Here is a 20,503-nt window from a genome sequence, read left to right as displayed (position 1 = left end):
ACGTGTACGGAGCCATATCTATAGCCTAGCGGAGACGGTTAACGAGTGGCGGTTAAATGCCGTTGCAGTGCGGTGGAAAGTAGGTGGATTGGAGGAGTTCGCATGCTAGGTACAATGGCACACAACATGGTTTTTGGATACCTGATTCTACGCATTATGATGTTGATACAATGACTTCGTTGGCCGTGGCTTGTGTCTGTTTGTCAGGACTGTTAGATAAAAAAGCCAGCCTATTAAGGCTGGCTAGGGTACAGGTAATCTTTACATACCTAGTTGTTTGCAGTATTTAGCTCCCTCAACATAGGGAAAGCTTGACTGGCTTGTTCACCCGTACAGATAAAGCCAGTAAGCTTATCTTCCTTGTCATAGCTCTTCACGAGCATTCCACCAACTTGAATATCAGCAGTCCATTTCGCCGCTCCTTGCACAGAATTGCCTGCTAGCTGAATTGGATATTCGGGTGTCTTTACCTTCACCATCATGTTTGGCAGGCGAAGAGTGGATGAGCCACCACCTATCTGGTTAGCGATGACACTAGCAGACATAACTGCCGGTTGGAGGAATGCTAAAACACGCCCGTTAATCTCGGCACAATCCCCAATTGCGAATACATCTGGTGCACTCGTCTTCATCTCTTCATTAACGACAATCCCCTGATTTGTTGCAATCCCTGACTCTGTAGCCAGGGAGATATTAGGGCGAACGCCAGCCGCGCTAAGAACGACGTCACTATAAACAGCTACGTCTTGGTTGGTGAATAGCATTGTACCGTTGCCGTTACTCAGTGCTTTTTCTACCAGGCTGTTTGTTAGTACCTTAATGTCAAACTCTGACAATGATTTCTGTAGCTCTGCCGCTACGAAATCAGGAATCAAAGAAGATAATAGATGAGATGATGGCTCAATAATGGTTACTTTCTTACCGACCTTCGCAAGGTCTAAAGCAAGTTCAACGCCAATAAGGCCGCCACCGATAACGGAGACATGATCTGCCTCGTCTATCTTTAGCTTGTTTGCTTTGAACTCTTCAAGGCTATTCAGGGTTGCAACGATGCTTTCATCAATTCCCTTAATAGGTGGAACGAATGTGCTTGCCCCTGTGGCAATGACAAGCTTCGAATAAGTATAGAACTGGTCATTAGCCTTGATAGTGTGTGCTTCGTGATTAATATTTTGCACATAAGTATTGGTGTGAACCTTGATACCATGCTCTTCTTCCAATTCACGGGCAGTGCTGGAAGCTAGCTCTTCAGGCCACTGATCTTTGCTAAATACATGGCTTAAGTCAGGCTTGCTGTATTCGCAGCCATTACCGGCTGTGAAGAGTTCAATGCTCTCGGTGCAGCCAGTACGACGTAGCATTTTGACTGTCTGTAGGGCAGCAAAGCCGCTCCCGATGATGATAATTGGGTAGGCCATTACTTGACCTCCACAAAGACTTCTTTGCCGATACCGCACTCAGGGCATAGGAACCAATCAGGAACATCTTGCCATGGAGTACCTGGAGCTACATTTTGATTCGGTTCACCAAGTTTCGGATCATAGATCCAATTGCAGACGGTGCAGAGAAAGCAAGTACAGTCATCACCGTGTTCGCCCTCCTTGGCTTCTTCTTTAGGCTCTACGGGTGCAGGTTCTGCAACAGTAGCTGCTTTAGATTGCGGTTCTTCAACGGTTTGGCTAGTAACGACCTCCGCATCTTGAGGCTTCTCACCCATGTCAGCAGCGACAACATTCTGGTCGTTCCAGGCTTTAGCGAGGGCCACACCATATTCTACGCAGGCTTCAATGCCGTTTGTATCTGGCTTCCAGTGTAGGTGAAGAGGCTCCTCCACGTTAAAACCGGCTTCATGAAGGCGGGCATCAATACGTTTAACAGCACCACCTGTCCAGCCAGATGAACCAAATGCAGCAGCAGCTTTCTCTTTAAAGCGAAGGCCGTGCACTTCCTCAAGCAGGGCTGCTACTTTAGGCATCATAACGTTGTTCATGGTTGAACTACCCACTAACACACCCTTAGAACGGAATATGCTAGCTAGAACTACGTTTTTATCGCTGCGAGATACGTTGTAGATCTTAATGGCGGTGTTAGGGCTTTCACTACGAATACCCTTAGCAACAGCATCTGCCATCATTCGTGTGTTACCACTCATGCTGTCATAAACAATTGTGATGTGATCTTCTTTATATGCCTGTGACCACTCGTAGTATTTCTCAACGATTTGCGTTGCGTTTTCACGCCAGATACAACCATGGGAGGTAGCAATGATGTCGATTGGCACGCCAAGGGCTAGCACCTCTTCGATTTTTGCCTTAACCAGCGGCGCGAATGGAGTCAGGATGTTTGAGAAGTAACGCTGGCATTCGTCAAATAGCTCGGTTTGGTTCATCTCATCATTGAAGAGGTGTTCATCACAGTAATGCTGACCGAATGCATCGTTTGAGAATAGGATGTTGTCGCCAGTCATATAGGTAGCCATAGAGTCAGGCCAGTGCAGCATCTTCATTTCTACAAAGACAAGTGCCTTGCCGTTACCAATATCCAGTGTGTCACCAGTCTTAACGACACGGAAATCCCAGTCTGGCTGGTGGTGATGACCAATGATGCTGTTAACGCCGGCTTCAGTACAGTAGATAGGTGTGTTTGGAATCTTCGCCATTAGCGTAGAGAGCGCGCCAGCGTGGTCATGCTCTGCGTGTTGGGTGATGATGTAATCAATTTGGTTGAGATCAATTTCTTGTTCCAGGTTAGCAATGAATTGCTCATCGAACTTATGATCTACAGTGTCGATTAGAACAGTCTTTTCTTCTTGGATCAGGTAGCTGTTGTAAGAAGTACCACGACCCATCTTGTACTCAGTACCGTGGAAGTATTCTGTTTCCCAGTCTTTGATACCAACCCACTTAACATTGTTTTTAACTTGAATGTTCATAACGACTTTTACCTTGATGATTCTGATATGTGTAAATCTGCTCAGGGTATTGCATCAGCCGTGCCAACTTTTAAAAACGCAAACGCAAAGGTTTGCGTGTGTGTTTTATAAGCATTTCAGCAGGTTAGATAAAAAATGATAGTCATTATAACAATAAGAAAAACTGTTAAAATGACAGTTAGATTGTCAAATTGACACTGTGTAGTAAAAAAACAATACCAACGGTTTTCGGCAGATACCAACACGCACACGCGAATATCACAGCTTTAGATGAGAACCATTCACAAATGCTGAAAACATAAGTTTCAAATGCCTGTGTTGCGGTGCCTGGTACTCAGGCCTAAGATGGCTCTGCACTTGACGCTGAGACGTGAAGTTCGACATATATCCAAACGGAAAGGAAGACTTGATACTTGGGGTATTTCTATTGCAACCCGAAATCTACGCTTGTATCTCGTCAGGCATTAGCCCTAGCCAGTGATGGTTGGGGCTTTTGTTTTTCTTTAGGGGGGAAAGAAATGCTAAATGAATTTAATGGCCATGGTTTAGAGCTACTTCGCCTACATGTGATCTCGCTGATAAATGGTTCTCATGAAGTGACCAAAGAAGGTAACGATGAACTTGTTGATGCTATTGGTAGATGGATGCTATCAACAGACTTGGGGTGGATCACGGATGAATATTTAACAAAAACATTCCACCTAGATTCCATAACTGCTGGTGGCTTAGTGGTTAGCCTGCTGAACTCGAATAAGTTCGTCGTAGACGGTAGATTATTAAATGGCTCAAGAAACAAAACATTAATAGCCATCAACGTTTCAAGGAGCGCTATCATTAAGTTTATAAGTCGGTGAAACACTTAAGAGGGTGTTATTTCTGGCGTTAACTATGTAGCTAATGATTCAATGACGGCCACATGTTTTAAATGTGACCAATTCATCAGTTTAACTGTAATCGTCGATACAAAAAATAAACCACGAGCGCTACAAACGTTGCGATTTATTTGTCAACTGGGTACATCTAATGGACTTTGCTAGTATCAGTTCAGCTTTTCAAGAGAAGCTTTTTGATTTTTATCTAGCTGATTAATTGATACCATTTTTACTTCACCTTCAGATAGAGCAGGCAGTGTCGCACTGTCTTCTGCCGGTAGCTTCCACATCGCGCCGGTTGCAGGGTCAACGACTAACCAACCAATCAGACCACCAAAGAGAATATTGCCGCCAGCGTACCAACCATCCACTGAACTAGTGATAGTCTGGGTAACAGGTTCGAAGCCATCCTTGTCATAAATAATGGTATAGTCAGCGCCATCAAAATAGCCATTAGACGCATTCAAGGTGATGGTTGCTGGTGTGCGACCTTCATGAATGATGCGACCATTTTCATTTTTGATAACAAAGTGAGCTGAACTTGGAGAGCTACCTACAGAGACAGGGTATTTGCTATCACTAACAATAGATGCGCAACCAGTAAGAATGACTGCTGACAATGAGGCAGCAACAAGTAGTTTTTTCATTATTTATTCTCAATAAGTTATATATTGCAAGCATTATATTGATCGTGCTTGTTATTGCCAGAAACGTTAGTTTTCAATATTGGCAGATTAATTTTCTAACAGTGATGGAACTTCACTCGCTAGCCTGTGTCACCTAGATTATCCACTGACCATAAAGCCATGTTTGCTGGCGGTAAGAATACTCTACTCATTGAAGACATCGTTCGACCTGATAAGCCAGTTGTTCATTTTGATGATAATGGTGCCCACAGGGTAACGTTTGATACCTCTGGGTTGCTAAAAGAACTGCCAAAAGTCCAAGAGCACTGTCATTGGAGCTAACTTACTGGTTGGATTTTAACCTTCGTACAGGTGCGTAGATATTGTGGAGATAGATTTAAGAGGTTAAATGAAAAGTGCCTCGAACTTGATTTAATTCATATTGGCGTCTGTTGATAATTGTTTTGAGTTAAAAAAGTTGCTATTTAACACAATAATATCAATGTATTTTCACATGCCTGCTATTACCTATACATTGTTATTAACTTCTTATTTAGGCGAATAAGTGTCTTTTAGCGATTGTATTTATTTGCTTAAACTGCTCGAATTTATTGCGCTTATTTGAACTGGCCTATATTGGATTTGTCATTAACTTACTGCTGTCATTGGTTTTTTCTCACGTGTCAGAAACAAGAACCTTCTAGGGTGTTAGGCTTTTAGATAATTGATGTGAATGGAATCTCCATTCTCACAAATAACGGCAGTCAAAAAATAAAAAGAAGCTGCCCATAAAAAAATAAACCATTTGGCTAGGTTGGAGTGTTATATGAATACCTCCCGTTACTTATTGGCTGTTGCATTGATTGCGACGGTCACTGCTTGTCGTGAAGATTCTGATGATGAGGGTTCATTAGGGTCAAGTTCTGCGGGGACTGAAGGGACCGAGGTGGTCCAAGGCCCAGCAGAGACACCACCTTCTGAAGATTCTCCTACGGAAGGATCACCAGAAGACGGTAACCCTGTAAATCCGCCTTCAGGCGAGGATGATGGGGCGGTTAACGAACCACCGCCGCCGCCCCCTCCGGAAGCTAAACTGGACATCGATGGTTTGCCGTTACCTGATTTATCGGCGAGTCATGACTATGAAGCATACTTAACGGCACAGCCGAAGTATTACACCCGAATTACTTCGCCGTTTGGTAATGTTGACTCGCAGAATAACACCCCATTTGATAACAAGGTTTCCAATGCTGGGGCGAACTTAGGGCGGGTTATTTTTTACGATGTCCGTCTTTCGGCGAACAATTCCGTGTCTTGTGCATCTTGTCATATCCAAGAAAATGGTTTTACCGATCCCAAAGTCTTTAGTGATGGTTTCGATGGCGGCAAGACCGGTCGTCATTCCATGAGCCTGACTAATGCTACTTACTACCGGAATGGCAAGTTTTTTTGGGATGAGCGGGCCGATACCCTTGAAGAACAAGTGCTGATGCCCATTCAGGATCCTATCGAAATGGGGATGAACTTGTTCGATCTGGAAGTGAAAATGGCGGCAACGAGCTTCTACGCCGATTTGTTTACCGAGGCATTTGGTGATGAGGCGATCACCAGTGATAGGATTTCCAGGGCCTTAGCCCAGTTTATCCGTACTATGGTTTCCTATGAATCAAAATATGATCAGGCTTTCACTGCGGGTGAATGGGATGAGCCGGATTTTGAAGCGGTGTTCAATGAGAAGGAAATGCTTGGGCTGAGGTTATTCTCTGGGTTCCCCGGCCCTGAGCGTAGTTCATTGGGTTGTATAGCTTGCCACCAAACGAGTGCACATTCTATGGATCAGGCTCACGTCAATGGCTTGGATTCGGATACCAGCAGCGATCAAGGGGCAGGTAATGGCTTCTTTAAGTCGCCCTCACTACGCAATATTGGCGTAGGTGCGCCTTACATGCACGATGGACGGTTTGCCACCCTGATGGATGTGGTTGAGTTCTACAACAGTGGTATCCAACGCCATCGTATATTGAGCCCTGATCTGACTAGTAATGGTCAGGTTGGTGGCCGGCCAATAAGAATGAATTTGACCCAGGAAGAAAAAGAAGCGCTAGTGGCCTTCATGGAAGCTTTGACGGATGAGGGATTCCTTAGTAATCCGATTTATCACGATCCATTTTTCCCGAATACGGTGGAAGGGCAGCTTCAGGCATTAGAAGAGAAAGCCGCTGAAGCGAAGGCTGACGATGGTGATCAGCCTGCACCATAGGAAAAAGGAAGCAACGTCTAGACAAAAAAAACCTGCAACAAGGATGTGCAGGTTGTAATGAAAGGAACAAATTGACGAGATATGAACTTGTCATTGTTAACTACGCGGGAGGCGAGTTAGTCGATCAGATCGTATTTCACTTTTTGATGAGAATTGATTGGCTTCTTTTCAAAAAGTGATGTTGTGATGAGAGATAGGCTGCTTAGCCTCCCCACCCTTTGCTTCCACTCGAAGAGCGGCTGCTGCTCCAACCTGATTTTGCTGACACTGTTGAACCAAAACCACCGCGAGAAATCGTGCGACTGACAGTGGGCTTAGGTTTCATCTGATCTTTGCCTACCCGTACCTTGGTGTTCTTGTAACCGCTTTTGCCGTAGTCATAGCCATCGGCAGTGGTCCAGCGGTCGTAAAAAATACTGCCGGGGTAGTAGGAGCGGAACATTGGCTGCGAATAATAGCCACCGCGATCCCTGTCTAACATTCTTGCAAACATGAACCCCGCCATAGCAGGCATAAACCAGTTATTTCCTTGCGGCTGCATACAGGCATTGGTACCGAACTCTGCTTCGCAATCGTAGCGGGAGTTGTACTTTGGCGCAGTGCGGGACGCTTCCTGCAAGGCAAATTGGTATGCGGCTTTGCACTCTTCGGTGTAGTTCGGGTTGTCATCCACACAATCATTGAGCGATTCATAGATAACTGCATCTTCGTTGCTGTCGCTGCAACCGGAGAGCACAGCTGTTGCAAACACTGCGGTCATGGGAGCAGCCATTGAGCCAATTGAGATCGGACGCCAGTTCTTCTTCATACTGGCGAGAACGACATGTTTACTGCGTTTCATGGCGTCCCCCTTAGTATGTCATACAGGCGGCATTGAGCAGGCCAACAGACACCGATGTGGCCGCCATGACGATACCAGCAGGGATCTCGCCCGCTTCGATACGCTCGACAATTTTAGGCATGAAGCCGAAACGTAAAATCGCAAAGGCAATTAACTGGGCGAACAGGGCTACGATACCCCAAATCGCGAAATCAATCAGGTTAACCGAATTACTGGCAGCACCGGCGATAGCGAGACAGTAGCCAATGATAGAACCGGACAGGCCTATTGCTGCTGCGATATTCTGCTCTTCTTTAACCAGCTTCCACTCATCATGTGGGGTGAAGCGGACGTAGACGAATTTGAATACCATTAGGAACGCCAGCGATAGGGCAAAGTAAAGAAGAAATGCGCCTAGGCCGGCAAGTGAGTTAGTAAATACTTCCATGTTAATCCTATTCTTTGTCTAAACAATTGAATGTTAGCCTATTAGCTTGAAATCTGTGGGTGATAAGTCGAACCCGGTACTGATAGCGACGCAGCGCTCGGCTTGGTTGCGGTAGATTTTCTCCTCGCCGGCAACAAGAAGGGATTCGAACTGCCCGTTACCGGTGTCGCGCTCGTATATCATGACAAACTGATCGGTTTCACTGATGCTGCCGTTCTCAAGCCAGGTTTTCTCTGTCATAGCAACGGGACGGGAGTTCTCCCAGACTTTGTCGAACTGAAAGCCTTCTAGCTCCCAATTCGGTTTGACGATTTCATGATCGAGCAAATGCTGCCACTGGCTCTGGGTATCGATAGGGCGCGATTCGTAAAAGTAATAGAGCTTAACCTCGCTGACATCGGCTTCGGTTGTACCGTGGGTCAAGACTTGGATAAAGCCATCATCATCGGTGTAATAGCGCAGCAGGCGGGTTTGCTCGTCGAGGTGGACTTCACCAACGGCTTTGATGAGTTGGGTACGCGAGGCGCCTTCGATAATCAGGTCTGGCTCGATTAACCGCAATTTAAGGTCATCGAGTTCGAAAGCGCCGCCGAGCCTTAATCCTAGGATTTCTGGACTGCTCGGGGCCGCAGCCTGTGGTTGTTTTTTCTTGAACCAGTCAAACATAAACACTCCCGTGTTGTCTGGTGCTGTTAATTGATGCCTTGATGCTTGCTAGGTGCACTTTGACCAGTCAATTTGATCTACACGCTCGTCGGCAATATAAAACAGCTTGGCACCGGGCGGGACGTCACGCTCAAGTGGCGGATTTAACTCCACGCCTTTGCCTGTATCGATGGCAATAAGGATAGCTTCATATTGCTGTTTGAAGCCGTTGAACAGTGGAGCAACCTTGCTTGGTTTTGAGTCTGTCGGGAATTGCACTGCGTACTGGGTCATCCCTTTGTGGGTGCTAAGTAGTTCGTGGTGCAGTTCACTTGAGCCAGGGTCGATTGCAGCTTTCGCCAGCATCTCGACAGCCACTGACGGAATACATTCCACGTTAGGGCAGTGATGCTTGAGCAAATCACTCAATGACTCATCGTTGAAGTAAGCCAAGATATGGGCGTTGGGGTTTTGGTTGGCACAGAACAAAGCCGCCGACAAGGTAACGTCATCTTCGCTGTTGTCGATGACAATGCAACTGGCAGTGTCGACCCCAGCTCTTACCATTGACTGGCTGTCGGTAAAGCTGGGTGTGCGGACGAATTCTATCTCGCCGGGAAGCGGGTTTTCGATATCCGGGCGAACACAGAGCACGATGGCGCGGTGGCCTTTTTCTTCGTATTGCAGCATTTTAATCAGGTGCAGGGTACGCTGCTCGTTCCACCCTAGCACCAGAATGTGGTTTTCCACCGATACTTTCCTCCGGCCTAACAGCCCCTGTTTCCAGTAATCAATAAATACACTGGCGACTCGGCCAACCGCCAAGGCAAATAGACCCAAACCGCCTGGGATCACAAACAGCATCACGATCCATTTTCCGGCCACAGTTGTTGGCGACATATCGCCGTAACCTACTGTAGAGGCACTGACCACCAGGTAATACAAGAAGTCGGTTGGGCTTTGTATGAGTGCGGACTCACCTACAGCAAAGAGCAGGATATAACTGACAACGGTATAGCCAATTACTAACAGGAGGAGGTTTCTGCCACTTAGCGCATGGAAATGCTGAGCTGCCCAGCGCCGGAATACAAGCCACAATGACATACAACCTCCTTATCAAACTGCGATTACTGGCCCAAGATACGCTTTAGTTCATCTTCTGCAGAAGACTGCTTGCCTGCAGTGATCCCCGCGTCGGCCAGTTTTTTGTCGAGGCTACTGCCCGATTGTTCTTCTGCCATTTCAGCAGCAGCTTCAAGTTGTGCCGATTTTTCGGCCTGACGTTGCTTGATACGCTCAAGTGATTCGACTGCTGTGTGCATCTTGGCATTGGCACCAACATTGGTTGCCGATACCGCAGACTGGGCTTTTTGCACCGCTTCGTTGGCCTTGACCACATCTACTTGCTGCTCTAGTTGGCGCAACTTGTCTTTGGCTTGGCTGATATTGGTACGCATCTTTTGTTCAGAGGCAACAAACTGGTCGAGGTAGGTTTGTTCTGCTTGCTGTTCGTTGCGCAGCTCAGCAACCTTTTGTGCGCACTCAAGGGCAAGATCTTGCTGGCCTTTCTCCATCGCCCCCCGGGCATGGCCCTCGTACTCTTCGATACCCTGCTGGAAACCATCGACTTTCTGCTGTGACATCTTGCGCTTGGCAACGATGCTGACCAAGGCTTCGTCAGAGCGGCGTAGTTCCTGTTTGGCTTCGCGGATCTCCTGATCGAGGATACGTAGAGCTTGGTTGTCGGCAACCGCTTCAGCGGTTTCATTTACCCCGCCTTTGATAGCGGTGAACAGTTTCTTCCAGACACTCATTACGCAACCTCCTTGAGGTGATCTTGGTATAGCTCGATAAAGGCTTCGACATTGCGGAAAAGAGTAGCAACCTCAATCACAATGCTTTCTGCTTTGGACTGGGAAGACAGCGAACCGAATGCAACATAGTAGTCGTTGCCAGCAATCTCATTGATGCCGATAGTCGATAGCGGGAACATCTTGTGGGTACGCAAGATGTCGTTGTTGAGCGAGGCAATGTCGTTTACCTGCTCTGCCGGGAACAGCAGCACCTCAACCAGAATTTGCTCGCCGGAAACAGCCAGAAAAGCTTCGATATTGTCTTCGTTGCGAAGGACCAACGTTTGGTCATTTTGTTCTACTTCCCAGCCTTCGTGCTCACTGAGAAGTGGGATCAGTTCAGAAACTTGCCACGTCATAGTTGCTACCTTTTGGTTTAGGTGTCAGCGAATAGAATGAAAAATCTACTCTTATTATGAGGTTAAATTGTTCAATTACCATGAAATGCTGTTTTTTTGTTGTGTTTTTGTGAGCTGATTTATGCCGCTGCGGTCGCTGTGTTAGTGAGTAAAAACTCGGTAAGGTGAAGAACTATGGCGCAACATTCCCCGGTTTATCTCCATCTTAGAGAGAGTAAAACCGGGGATAGATAACGGTCATTAGGAAGGAATATTCACAATAACCGAGGTTCGAGTATTTTGATTGGCTAGGGCTGTACCACCACCACCGGGGTTTCATTGAGTTCAATGATGGCTGAGTTGACATCAAACACATCGCGGATCAACTGTTGGTCGATAATCTGCTGCGGGTCGCCAAAGGTGAAGAGTTTGCCTTGATGCAGCGCCGCCACTTTATCGGAATATTGGATTGCCAGGTTCAGGTCGTGTACCACCATCAGGACGCATGCAGCATGATGGCGGGTGTAGCCCTTAACATATTCCAAGAACTTCAGTTGGTTATTCATATCCAAAGCGGCAGTTGGTTCATCGAGAACAAGCACTTTGGGTTGATTGATCACCGCCTGGGCCAAACCAACCATCTGGCTTTCGCCCCCTGATAATTCAGTGCAGACTTTATTGGCCAAGTGCAAAACCCCAATATTGTCGAGCAAAGCCAGTGCTTTTTCGGCACTGTTGGCGCGGGTAAACAGCGAACTGACGCCGACGTGCATGGTGGTGATGAGCAGTTCAACCACGGTAATACAGGCATTGATCCTATGATCCTGTGGTAGATACCCGATATCGTCCAATGCAAGGGGGTTACCCTGCCAAGAAAAACAGTGGGGATCTCGCTTGATGAGCTTGGTCATCTGCTTGAGCACGGTGGATTTTCCTGCACCGTTTTTTCCGATCAAAGACACCATTTCGCCGGGTTCTATTGTTGGCAACGACAAGTCATCTAACACTTTCTGCTGACCATATGATACAGACAGATTATTGATATTTAATGCCATCAGAACTTTCCGCCTTTTTTGATGATCAAGAAGATGAAGAACGGAATACCCACCATCGACATCACGACAGTGAGTGGCAGGATGATCCCCGGCATGATGGTTTTGCTAGCAATAGACGCCAAGCCCAACAGCACAGAGCCGAGTAAAAAAGAGGCGGGTAGGAAGAAGCGTTGATCTTCACCCAGAACCATGCGGGCAATATGAGGCGCAACCAAGCCGACAAAACCGACTGCACCGACGAATGATACAGATAGGGAAGTGATTAGCGAGACCAGCAGTAAGGTTTTGATCCTTAGGCGATTGACATTGATACCCATCGATTCAGCCCGCTCTTGGCCAATTTTAAGCGATGATAGCTGCCAGGCATCTTTCATCATGATGCCAAGCACCACAGGAAGTACAATCGCTAACACGGTGATCTTTTCCCAGCTACCCCGGTCGAGTGAGCCCATTTGCCAGAAGACCAAGGTTTGCAACTGTGTTTCGGTCGCGATGTACTGCATCATGGTCAGCATACTGTCGTAGGCAAACATGATAGCTACACCAAACAGCATGACACCTTCGATAGAAACCCGTTTTACCGAGGAAATTCCGGCAATCATAAAGGTGGTCAGTAAGCACATGACAAAGGCCATCACTGCGACCTGATATTCAACCGGGATAAACGGAATTGCGACGATATTGGTGATTACTAGCGATGCGCCAAATCCTGCGGCTGCGGACACACCAAAAGTGTAGGGATCGGCAAGTGGGTTGCTTAGGGTTGTCTGCATCTGTGCACCGGCCAATGCCAATGCTCCACCAACCAATGGGGCCATTAGCGACATTGGCATTCGGATATCCCAGATAATCACCCTGCTGGCAATATCGCTAGCGGCTGGATGGAAGATCCCAGCCAATACTTGGGTTAATGTCAGGCCTTGTGAGCCTATTAGGATGTCGGCAACCACACATACCAGACTGAGGATAAAAAAGCCGGCCAGTGCGATTTTCTTCTTTTGGTTACGCGCCCGGTGTTGATGCAGGGCAGCCGCAATGGGGCTGCCTGCTTTTTCGACGGACGTAGCTTGAGAAAAGGCTACCTCACTCACTTCGCCGCTCCTTTTGACTCTGAAGCGCCCTTGGAAATAGCCTCAAAGTTGTTTTGGCCAAAAGTGCCGCTGGCTTGGCGGTTGGCAAAACGGAGGTTCATCTCTTCGAAGGTTTTCTCGGGATCCAAAGAAGCAAATTGATCCGGATGGATCCACTTGGCGAAGTATTCCATTGCAACTAGGTTATACGGCGAGTTGTAAAATGGCATATAGATGGAATACACATCCTTGCTCTGGTAGCCGTTGACGGCTTCCAGCCAAGATCTACCCATGAGGGATTGGGTAGCCTTGCTGATTGCTTCCTCATTGATAGGGGAGTAACCCAGAGGTATCCCGGCGGTTGCATTGCCTTTTTTATCAATCCATCCGGTTGTTTGCATAATGTAGACATCAGGCCTCGCGGCGATGACGCTCTCCGGTGACATCTTACCGGTGATGGCCCCTTTCAGTGGCTTATCAGCAATATTGGTCGCCTTCAGGAAAGGGATATAGGCACCCATGTTACCGGTTGCAAATGTCTGGCAGCATGACCCGTCGTAACCGGCTGCGCGTTCGATAAATACCGTTTTGCTTGATTCGCTATTTGGCAAGTTAGCAACAGTTTGCTCTATTGCTTTTACGTGCTGTTGGTAATAATCGGCAAAGGCCTCACCTTGGTCTTCTCTGCCTAGTGCTTTAGCCAAACTGGTGACAGATTTGACAGTGTTTTTGATCGGATCTTCACGGAAATCAATGGCAATCACCTTGATGCCAGCCGTTTCGAGTTTGTCGAGTAGGCCTTTTTCCCTGGCAAGGGCAATGTTGGAGATATCAACCACGAACACATCGGGTTTGTTATCCATATTGATAAAGCGTTCGGCATCAAATTCCCCAGATTTGATTTTGCCGATTTTCATCGCCTCGGCCAGTTCCGGATAATCCTTGATATAGTTGGCATACATGCTCGGCGCAGAGAGGCGCATGTCATCGCGCCAAGCGACGAGATGATCAGCCGCATCTTGCTGGTAAATGATTTCCAACAACGGAAATACACGGCCGGTAGAGAGGGCGACATGCTGTGGTTGCTGCTCAATGGTAACGGTTCGGCCTGCAACATCAGTCACAGTAACTGGGAAGGTATCAGCGAATGAAGCAGATGAAACACATGCCGAAGCAAGCACAACGGAAGAAGTGAGCAAGGTTCTCAAAAAGGGTGACTTATTCATTGGTGATTATTATGTGTTAGAAACATGAATCGCCATGCTAATGATAATACTTATCACTTTATATATCGTTTATTGGAATATAATTTTCCCTAATTGTAAATAATGTAAATGTGTCAGCTATTTACCATTTTTATTGTAGGGGTAATGGTCAATAAAAAGCCCCCTGATCGTCCGAACGAATCAGGGGGAAGCTAAGGTTTTTCCTTGGGGAAAAGTGATGTTATAAGGCGAGCTCTTGTTCAAGCATCTGGATCATCGCTGCCTCATCACCGCAGTTTCTCAACTTATCGCGAAAATCCTGGTGGATCAGCTTGCGGGCCAAGCCGGAGAAGATCCGCATATGCTGGCCACCTTGTTCTTTGTTGAGGGTAAGCATGATGATGAAATCAACATCGCCGGCATCGGATTGCCAGTCAATTGGTGAATTGAGTTGGGCAATGCTGATGCTTGAATGGCGGATATTGTCGGATTTAGTATGCGGGATGGCAAAACCGTGTCCGAGCCCGGTTGAGAATACTGCTTCACGGGCCCAGATATCGTCTTCTAACGCATAGGTGTTGTCAGTACGCCCTTGTACGCCTAAATTGCCGACCAATGCCTGTACCGCCTCTTCTTTGTTGGCAAAATCCGCATGTTTGAATACACAATCGATACCCAATAGTGGCTTGTCTTGCCCGGTTGCTGATGCTTTATCGAGTAGCGCGGTGACATCTGCGATAGTCGGGCATTGGCAGGCTTGTTCGAACAACTGCTGGCAATGGGCAAGTGTTAAGCCATTAAGGGTAGCTTTTGTCGTGGGGATTTTAGGTGCGCTCATGCTGATCTCATCAAGCCCGGCGCCGACCAGCAGCGGCAATACGTGCGTATCTGCACCTAGCTCACCGCATAGGCCGACCCAGCGCCCGTGATCGTGTGCTGTTTTAACAACTTGTCCTAGCATCCGTAAGAAGGCGGGCGCCAGGCTGTTGTAGAGGTGGGAAACTTGGTTGTTATCCCGATCAACAGCCAATAAGTACTGGGTCATATCATTGGAGCCGATACTGAAGAAATCGACCTCTTGGCAGAACTGATCAATGATAAAAGCCACTGAAGGCACCTCGACCATGATCCCCAACTGTACAGAGGAAGAGTACGTGGTGTTGTCGCTATCAAGTTCGGCTTTGACATACTCCAGTTGCTGCTTAACCCAGCGGATCTCCTCGATGCTCTGGATCATCGGGATCATGATCTTGGTGTTGCCAAAGACGGATGCGCGCAGTATTGCCCGGAGTTGGGTGCGGAACAATTGCGCGAACTGTGGGTATATCCTAACCGCACGGTAGCCTAAGAACGGGTTGGTTTCATCGGGCAGATTGAGGTAATCAATCGGTTTGTCGCCGCCGATATCCATAGTACGGATGATCACAGGCTTTCCGTTAGCGGCTTTTAGTACTTCGCTGTAGTGTTCGAATTGTTCATTTTCATCAGGGGCCGATTGGCGATCCATAAACAGCATTTCGGTTCTGAATAGGCCAATGCCCTCTGCGCCATTGGCAAACGCAGCAGAGGCTTCTACCGAGCAAGCAATGTTTGCGGCAATTTCCACATGATGGCCATCATTGGTGATGGCTGGCTGGTGGATAAACTGCTGTTTCTGCTTATGTTCCTGCTGGTTAAGCATGATTGCGCGTTGGAAGTAGCGCTGGACAGGCTCGGTGCAATCAGTCGCAAGCACGCTTAACTGGGCGTCAATATATACGGGTGTATTCAAGGCTGATCGGCACTGCTCGGCGGTAATTCCTGATAGGGTCGGGATGCCAAAAGCCCGCGCAAGGATCACTGTGTGTGAGGTGCTACCTGCATGAGTAAGTACCAACCCCTGCAAATAGTGTTTATCCAAACCGATAAACTGGCTCGGAGTCAGGTCTTTGGCAAAGAGGATGCAAGGCTCGGTCAGTTCAAAATCGCGCTGACATTGTGCTTCAGGATAGGCCGCTATCAGCACCTGCTCTGCCACATCCTTTATATCCAAAACCCTTTCACGTAAGTAGGTACTTGTTGATTGCTCCAGCTGCGCACTCAGCTTATCGACTGTCGCCAAGATGGCATTGGCTGTGGTGTGGCTGCCCAGTAGCTCGGTGATGCCTCCGGTAAAGTTGCTGTCGTTTAAGATAGCAAGGTGGGCGGTCAGTATTTCTTTTTGCTGTAGGGATGCTGTTGCTGCAGTTTCAGAGAGGTGTTTGGTAACTTGCCGGTGGGCATTGGAGAAGCGTTCTGCCTCGCTGTTGCAGCTCGTATTGTCTGTTATTGTGGCGAATCGGTTGAGGTCGCTGTGGGTAAATTTAACGAGTTTTCCTTGGCCTAACCCAGAAGCAAGCCGCTTACCTTGCAGTAATGTAGGCTGGTGGCGCATTAGTGATTGGGGCAGTGGAAACGCTTCGTTATTGTCTTCGGTTGCGAGGGCTTCATCACAATGGGGAAATTCGTTGTGAATAAACCCTTCAAGCACGTGACTGGCTTGTTCGCTGTCTGAGCCCTCGAAGATTAGTATGCAGTTATCATTGAACAACGTATCTGTGCCGACAAGAGACAACATACTTTTGGCATCACCTTGGTGATTGTTGCGGTGGTTCACTAGTGTAATTTGGCAATCAAACCGGCCGCAGGCTTTTTCGAGATGTGTTGCCGGGCGGGCATGGATACCATTGGGTAGTTCACAACGGAAAGCAAATTGGTGTTTCATGGGTACGACTGCCTTGTAATTAATGCGCTAACAGCTGCTGACATTGAGAGAATACCCGGCGAGGACGCTGTAGGGCATCTTGGATAGTGACTTCGAGGCAACGATGGTTCTTGAATCGGGCACTCTGTTCGATATTAATATCGGCGGCGAGTACGACGACATCGGCCCGCGCGATATCTTGTTCGCTGAGGCGGTTTTCAATCCCCATGGCGCCCTGGGTTTCAACTTTGATGCTAATGCCGAGTTTCTTGGCGGTTTCGATCAATTTGTCGGCGGCCATGTAGGTATGGGCAATACCGGTTGGGCAAGCTGTAATTGCGACCACTCTCATCATTTTCTCCAATCGTTTTAACTCTTTATGTCATTACTATAAGGAGAGGCAAGTGATGGCGGTAGAAGAGAAAACAACCCTTTACTGGACTTTTGTAGCGCCCATTTATAAGCGTGATAAGTCTCTCATTTTGCAGTCGATCTTATTTGATTACCGTGTAATAACGGTCGGGAGCGGTTTGTGTAACCGATAGGGAGCAGTAATACATGGTCCACTCCCTATTGGGATTAGCATTTTTAAGGCTACCTTGCCTAGGGGCATTGTTTGGCATAGCTTTCTGCTGTCATTAATGGCAGCGATATTCTGTCGGGGTTTTCCCTGTTTTGCGCTTGAATACCCGGCAGAAATAATTGGGGTCGTGGTAGCCGCAGCGCTGGGCCACTTCTTCAAGGCGGAAGTTGTAGCGCTTGAGCATGAATTTGGCGCGCTCCAGCCTTACCCAGGATATGTAATCGGCAAATCGCATGTGCCCCTCCTGCCGGAAAAGCCGCGACAAATGGTTCGGTGAGATATTGAAACGCGCCGCCACGGTATTACGGTTGATATTGCGGTGGAAGTTCTCCTGCACGTAAATACAGATCCCCTTGAACATGTCTTCGCTGCGACGGCTTGTATCTTCTGACGGTTGGGCCAGCATGTCTTTGCAATAACTGAGCAGTGCAAGCAATAGGAACTTATCGGCAGGCTGCTTTTGCTTCTCGTAGGCGAGGGTAGATAGCGCAGTCAGAATATGGTCGATAGCCCGGCCGGTTCTTTGCGGCACACTGTATTTGACCACGTCGTAGAAGCCTTCCTCGTTTTCATGCTTGCTGACAAGGCTGAAGCCGAGTTGGCTTTTGCCAAAGAGCAGGCTGAGTACCGAACACTCTTTGTCCCAACTCGGCTTGTTCCAGGCGTTGGCCGGGATAAAAAGTGCATCACCAGGTCCGAGTAGGATATTTTCAATTTGATGCTGTGGGCTTTCCAGTAAGTTTTCGTACTGGCCATTGAAGACCAGTTCCAAACGCGGAAAGTTGACCTGGTAGCTGGCTTCGGGAGGTGGGATATCATCGCCGGCAAACCAGATGGTATTAAAAGAAGTACTGTCGGAAATGACATTGTCGAGGAGATCAGCGAAGGTTTGCTTCATGGTTTACATCTACCCAATCACTCGCCACTGGCGTAGTGTTATCAAAAAAGAAAGGCTAGCTCTGAAAACGCATTATCTGAAGACGTATAAGATGCTGAAGACTAACCGTTTATATGATACCACTCTAATATCCACCTCCTCGAAATGATATTCTGTAAACTGTTGAGTAGGTATCATTTTTCGACGTCGTTATGTGCCAATGCCTTGGCTGTTTAAGGCCAAGGCATTGTTGTGAGGATTTAAGCCGAAGCGAGGTGCGCTTCGATTTTATCCATAATTTGCGGGGCTTTCTTCACGGCATCTGCCACTCCGACCCGAACGATTTTCTTGCCCTTGAAGCGCTCTTCATTTTTGATTGCGATATCTTTGGTCAGGATAACGATATCTGCATTCTCCACTTCGGCTGACAAGATTTCATTTTCAATTCCGATAGAGCCCTGGGTTTCGATTTTGACTTCCCAGCCTTTGGCTTTGGCGGCTGTTTCTAGAGCTTCTGCTGCCATGTAAGTGTGGGCAACGCCGGATGGGCAAGATGTTACGCCTAGTAGTTTCATGTTGTTTTCTCCCGAAATATCGTTATTCGAAATCTAATTCAAGGGTGTCTTCCGCCGAGTCATCTTCAACTTTGGCGTCTTGACGTTGTTCGATAGGTTTTTTCAAAGCGTTGACCATTAGGGCGGTGGTCAGGGCACCGGCGGCAATACCGACGATGTAGAACACGCGTCCGTCCACGACGGGTAGGACAATCAGGCCACCCCATGGCGCATGGTTAAGAACGTTGAACATGAAGCCGACGACGTTACCGACCATACCACCAACCACGATAGATGGAAGCACGCGCATCGGGTCGGCAGCGGCAAAAGGAATTGCCCCTTCGGTGATACCGATACAGCCCATAATGCCAGCGGCTTTACCCGCTTCGCGCTCTTCGTCGGTGTAGCGCTTCGGTGAAAGCAATGTTGCCAGGAACATACCCAATGGCGGCACACAGATAGCGATACCAACACCGCCCATCAGCCATGGCTGGGTTCCGACTTGGGTTTGGGCGAACAAGGTCGCGACTTTGTTGATTGGGCCACCCATGTCAAAGGCTGTCATGCCGCCGAGCACCATACCTAAGAAGGCTTTGGAGGCACCTGCCATACCCTGAAGCCATAGGTTCATGCTTTCCATCGCCATGGCGATGGGTGTGCCGATCACCCAGATCACCAAGCCAGAGACAATAAAGGTGCCGCCGATAGGCAGGATAAAGTAGGTTGAAATGGCTTTGAGCTTGTTGGACAACGGAATACGCTTAAGCTGCAGGACAACATAGCCTGCGATGAAACCAACGACTATGGCACCAAGGAAGCCAGCTTGTACTTGGTTGGCGAGGTAAGCGCCAATCATACCTGGCGCTAATGCTGGGCGGTCAGCAATCGAGTAGGCAATATAGCCGCCGAGTACCGGTACAAAAAGGGTAAAACCTGCGATACCCATATCCCATAGGCCTTCAAGGAATACGCCTTCCGGTACGGCACCTTTCCCCCCAAGCATCACTGACAGGGCAAGTAATACCCCACCGGCGACAACGAAGGGGAGCATGTGGCTGGTACCCGTCAATAAGTGTCTTTTTAACACTGACAGTTGGCTTTTCATTGTGAATTACTCCATGTTTTTATGGTTTATTTTTTTAGTTGGCTTGGCAGCCAACGCAATAGGGTTGAGCGATGTTCTAAGACATATTGTTGTCTGGTTGGCTGTAATTATGGGGCGGGCTATACAACGAAACTATTGGATAAATAGGCCATTAGCTGGACTTTTGTACCCTGCGAAATGAGATGTGATTTAGCTCTCAGGCTAATAGTGAGGGCGATCACTAAATCCTGTCTGTAAGGAGGTTAACGTGAGCGTGATGTATTAAAAATCCAGTTGGTGAGGGAAAATCCAGCCTGTGATTGGGTTATTGAGTTCAACTTCTGAGGTGAAGCGGAGAAAATCCTGTCAAACAGTCTGTTTTCTTGCTGGTATTTGCTGTTTTTGTTGAATATATAAGCACTTGAATCATTGGTGGGTTTACAAACCCAGCCCTTACGATTAATATACGCCGCACTTACGGAGAGATGGCTGAGTGGTTGAAAGCACCGGTCTTGAAAACCGGCATACGTTAATAGCGTATCTAGGGTTCAAATCCCTA

The 20,503-nt window shown here is 47.7% G+C and carries 20 protein-coding genes; 3 read left to right on the top strand and 17 right to left on the bottom strand.

What is annotated here, in order from left to right; translation table 11 throughout:
- Positions 1-269: 269 nt before the first annotated feature.
- Both norW and norV read right to left on the bottom strand, forming a co-directional pair.
- Positions 270-1,418 carry an NADH:flavorubredoxin reductase NorW gene (gene norW, locus BIZ37_RS00605; RefSeq protein ID WP_187459869.1) on the bottom strand — a complete coding sequence of 383 codons (1,149 nt, stop codon included), beginning with the start codon at positions 1,416-1,418 and terminating at the stop codon, positions 270-272.
- Positions 1,418-2,932 carry an anaerobic nitric oxide reductase flavorubredoxin gene (gene norV / locus BIZ37_RS00600; protein ID WP_187459868.1) on the bottom strand — a complete coding sequence of 505 codons (1,515 nt, stop codon included), beginning with the start codon at positions 2,930-2,932 and terminating at the stop codon, positions 1,418-1,420. The genes norW and norV overlap by 1 nt, the downstream gene beginning before the upstream one ends.
- Before the next feature lie 413 nt (positions 2,933-3,345).
- Between norV and BIZ37_RS00595 the strand changes: the two genes are divergently transcribed.
- Positions 3,346-3,786 (top strand): hypothetical protein, encoded by a 441-nt coding sequence (locus tag BIZ37_RS00595; protein ID WP_187459867.1) that lies wholly within the window; start codon positions 3,346-3,348, stop codon positions 3,784-3,786.
- Positions 3,787-3,971: 185 nt separating this feature from the next.
- On the opposite strand, the gene BIZ37_RS00590 is transcribed toward BIZ37_RS00595, so the two are convergent.
- On the bottom strand, positions 3,972-4,451 hold the full coding sequence (locus BIZ37_RS00590; protein WP_187459866.1) for a hypothetical protein: 480 nt from the start codon (positions 4,449-4,451) through the stop codon (positions 3,972-3,974).
- A gap of 126 nt (positions 4,452-4,577) precedes the next feature.
- On the opposite strand from BIZ37_RS00590, the gene BIZ37_RS30235 reads away from it, so the two are divergent.
- Together BIZ37_RS30235 and BIZ37_RS00585 are read left to right on the top strand one after the other, a co-directional pair.
- Positions 4,578-4,772 (top strand): hypothetical protein, encoded by a 195-nt coding sequence (locus tag BIZ37_RS30235; RefSeq protein WP_222939533.1) that lies wholly within the window; start codon positions 4,578-4,580, stop codon positions 4,770-4,772.
- 484 nt (positions 4,773-5,256) lie between these two features.
- Positions 5,257-6,690 (top strand): cytochrome-c peroxidase, encoded by a 1,434-nt coding sequence (locus tag BIZ37_RS00585; RefSeq protein ID WP_187459865.1) that lies wholly within the window; start codon positions 5,257-5,259, stop codon positions 6,688-6,690.
- 202 nt (positions 6,691-6,892) lie between these two features.
- Here BIZ37_RS00585 and BIZ37_RS00580 read toward each other — a convergent pair whose 3' ends face one another.
- The 14 genes from BIZ37_RS00580 to BIZ37_RS00515 all read right to left on the bottom strand — a co-directional run bounded on the left by BIZ37_RS00580 (position 6,893) and on the right by BIZ37_RS00515 (position 19,965).
- Entirely contained in the window at positions 6,893-7,531 is a 639-nt protein-coding gene (locus tag BIZ37_RS00580; RefSeq protein ID WP_187459864.1) for a DUF1190 family protein, read from the bottom strand.
- 10 nt (positions 7,532-7,541) lie between these two features.
- Positions 7,542-7,958 carry a DUF350 domain-containing protein gene (locus tag BIZ37_RS00575; protein WP_187459863.1) on the bottom strand — a complete coding sequence of 139 codons (417 nt, stop codon included), beginning with the start codon at positions 7,956-7,958 and terminating at the stop codon, positions 7,542-7,544.
- A 33-nt stretch (positions 7,959-7,991) separates the two neighbouring features.
- On the bottom strand, positions 7,992-8,624 hold the full coding sequence (locus BIZ37_RS00570; protein ID WP_187459862.1) for a YjfK family protein: 633 nt from the start codon (positions 8,622-8,624) through the stop codon (positions 7,992-7,994).
- A 48-nt stretch (positions 8,625-8,672) separates the two neighbouring features.
- Positions 8,673-9,707 carry a potassium channel family protein gene (locus BIZ37_RS00565; protein ID WP_187459861.1) on the bottom strand — a complete coding sequence of 345 codons (1,035 nt, stop codon included), beginning with the start codon at positions 9,705-9,707 and terminating at the stop codon, positions 8,673-8,675.
- Positions 9,708-9,730: 23 nt separating this feature from the next.
- Positions 9,731-10,417, bottom strand: coding sequence for a PspA/IM30 family protein (locus BIZ37_RS00560; RefSeq protein WP_187459860.1), 687 nt, complete (start codon positions 10,415-10,417; stop codon positions 9,731-9,733).
- A complete protein-coding gene (locus BIZ37_RS00555; RefSeq protein WP_187459859.1) occupies positions 10,417-10,815 on the bottom strand; it encodes a DUF2170 family protein in 399 nt (132 codons plus the stop codon). The genes BIZ37_RS00560 and BIZ37_RS00555 overlap by 1 nt, the downstream gene beginning before the upstream one ends.
- Positions 10,816-11,102: 287 nt before the next feature.
- Positions 11,103-11,849: an ABC transporter ATP-binding protein gene (locus BIZ37_RS00550; RefSeq protein WP_187459858.1), complete on the bottom strand. Its 747-nt coding sequence runs from the start codon at positions 11,847-11,849 to the stop codon at positions 11,103-11,105.
- The gene (locus BIZ37_RS00545) at positions 11,849-12,940 is read right to left on the bottom strand and encodes a FecCD family ABC transporter permease (protein ID WP_370577280.1); all 1,092 of its coding nucleotides are present in this window, start codon (positions 12,938-12,940) and stop codon (positions 11,849-11,851) included. The genes BIZ37_RS00550 and BIZ37_RS00545 overlap by 1 nt, the downstream gene beginning before the upstream one ends.
- Entirely contained in the window at positions 12,937-14,145 is a 1,209-nt protein-coding gene (locus BIZ37_RS00540; protein WP_187459857.1) for an ABC transporter substrate-binding protein, read from the bottom strand. The genes BIZ37_RS00545 and BIZ37_RS00540 overlap by 4 nt, the downstream gene beginning before the upstream one ends.
- Before the next feature lie 220 nt (positions 14,146-14,365).
- Entirely contained in the window at positions 14,366-16,867 is a 2,502-nt protein-coding gene (ptsP, locus tag BIZ37_RS00535) for a phosphoenolpyruvate--protein phosphotransferase (RefSeq protein ID WP_187459856.1), read from the bottom strand.
- A gap of 19 nt (positions 16,868-16,886) precedes the next feature.
- Complete coding sequence (locus BIZ37_RS00530; protein WP_107300651.1) at positions 16,887-17,198, bottom strand: PTS fructose transporter subunit IIB; 312 nt, start codon at positions 17,196-17,198, stop codon at positions 16,887-16,889.
- Positions 17,199-17,484: 286 nt separating this feature from the next.
- The gene (locus BIZ37_RS00525) at positions 17,485-18,327 is read right to left on the bottom strand and encodes a helix-turn-helix transcriptional regulator (protein ID WP_187459855.1); all 843 of its coding nucleotides are present in this window, start codon (positions 18,325-18,327) and stop codon (positions 17,485-17,487) included.
- A gap of 239 nt (positions 18,328-18,566) precedes the next feature.
- Positions 18,567-18,881 carry a PTS fructose-like transporter subunit IIB gene (locus tag BIZ37_RS00520; protein WP_044620522.1) on the bottom strand — a complete coding sequence of 105 codons (315 nt, stop codon included), beginning with the start codon at positions 18,879-18,881 and terminating at the stop codon, positions 18,567-18,569.
- A 22-nt stretch (positions 18,882-18,903) separates the two neighbouring features.
- Entirely contained in the window at positions 18,904-19,965 is a 1,062-nt protein-coding gene (locus BIZ37_RS00515; RefSeq protein ID WP_107300649.1) for a PTS fructose transporter subunit EIIC, read from the bottom strand.
- Positions 19,966-20,503 lie beyond the last annotated feature (538 nt).

The sequence above is a fragment of the Photobacterium sp. BZF1 genome (genome assembly GCF_014349205.1).
Classification (GTDB): domain Bacteria; phylum Pseudomonadota; class Gammaproteobacteria; order Enterobacterales; family Vibrionaceae; genus Photobacterium.
Note: the sequence above shows the minus strand (reverse complement) of the source record. Positions and strands in the feature narration are given on the sequence as shown.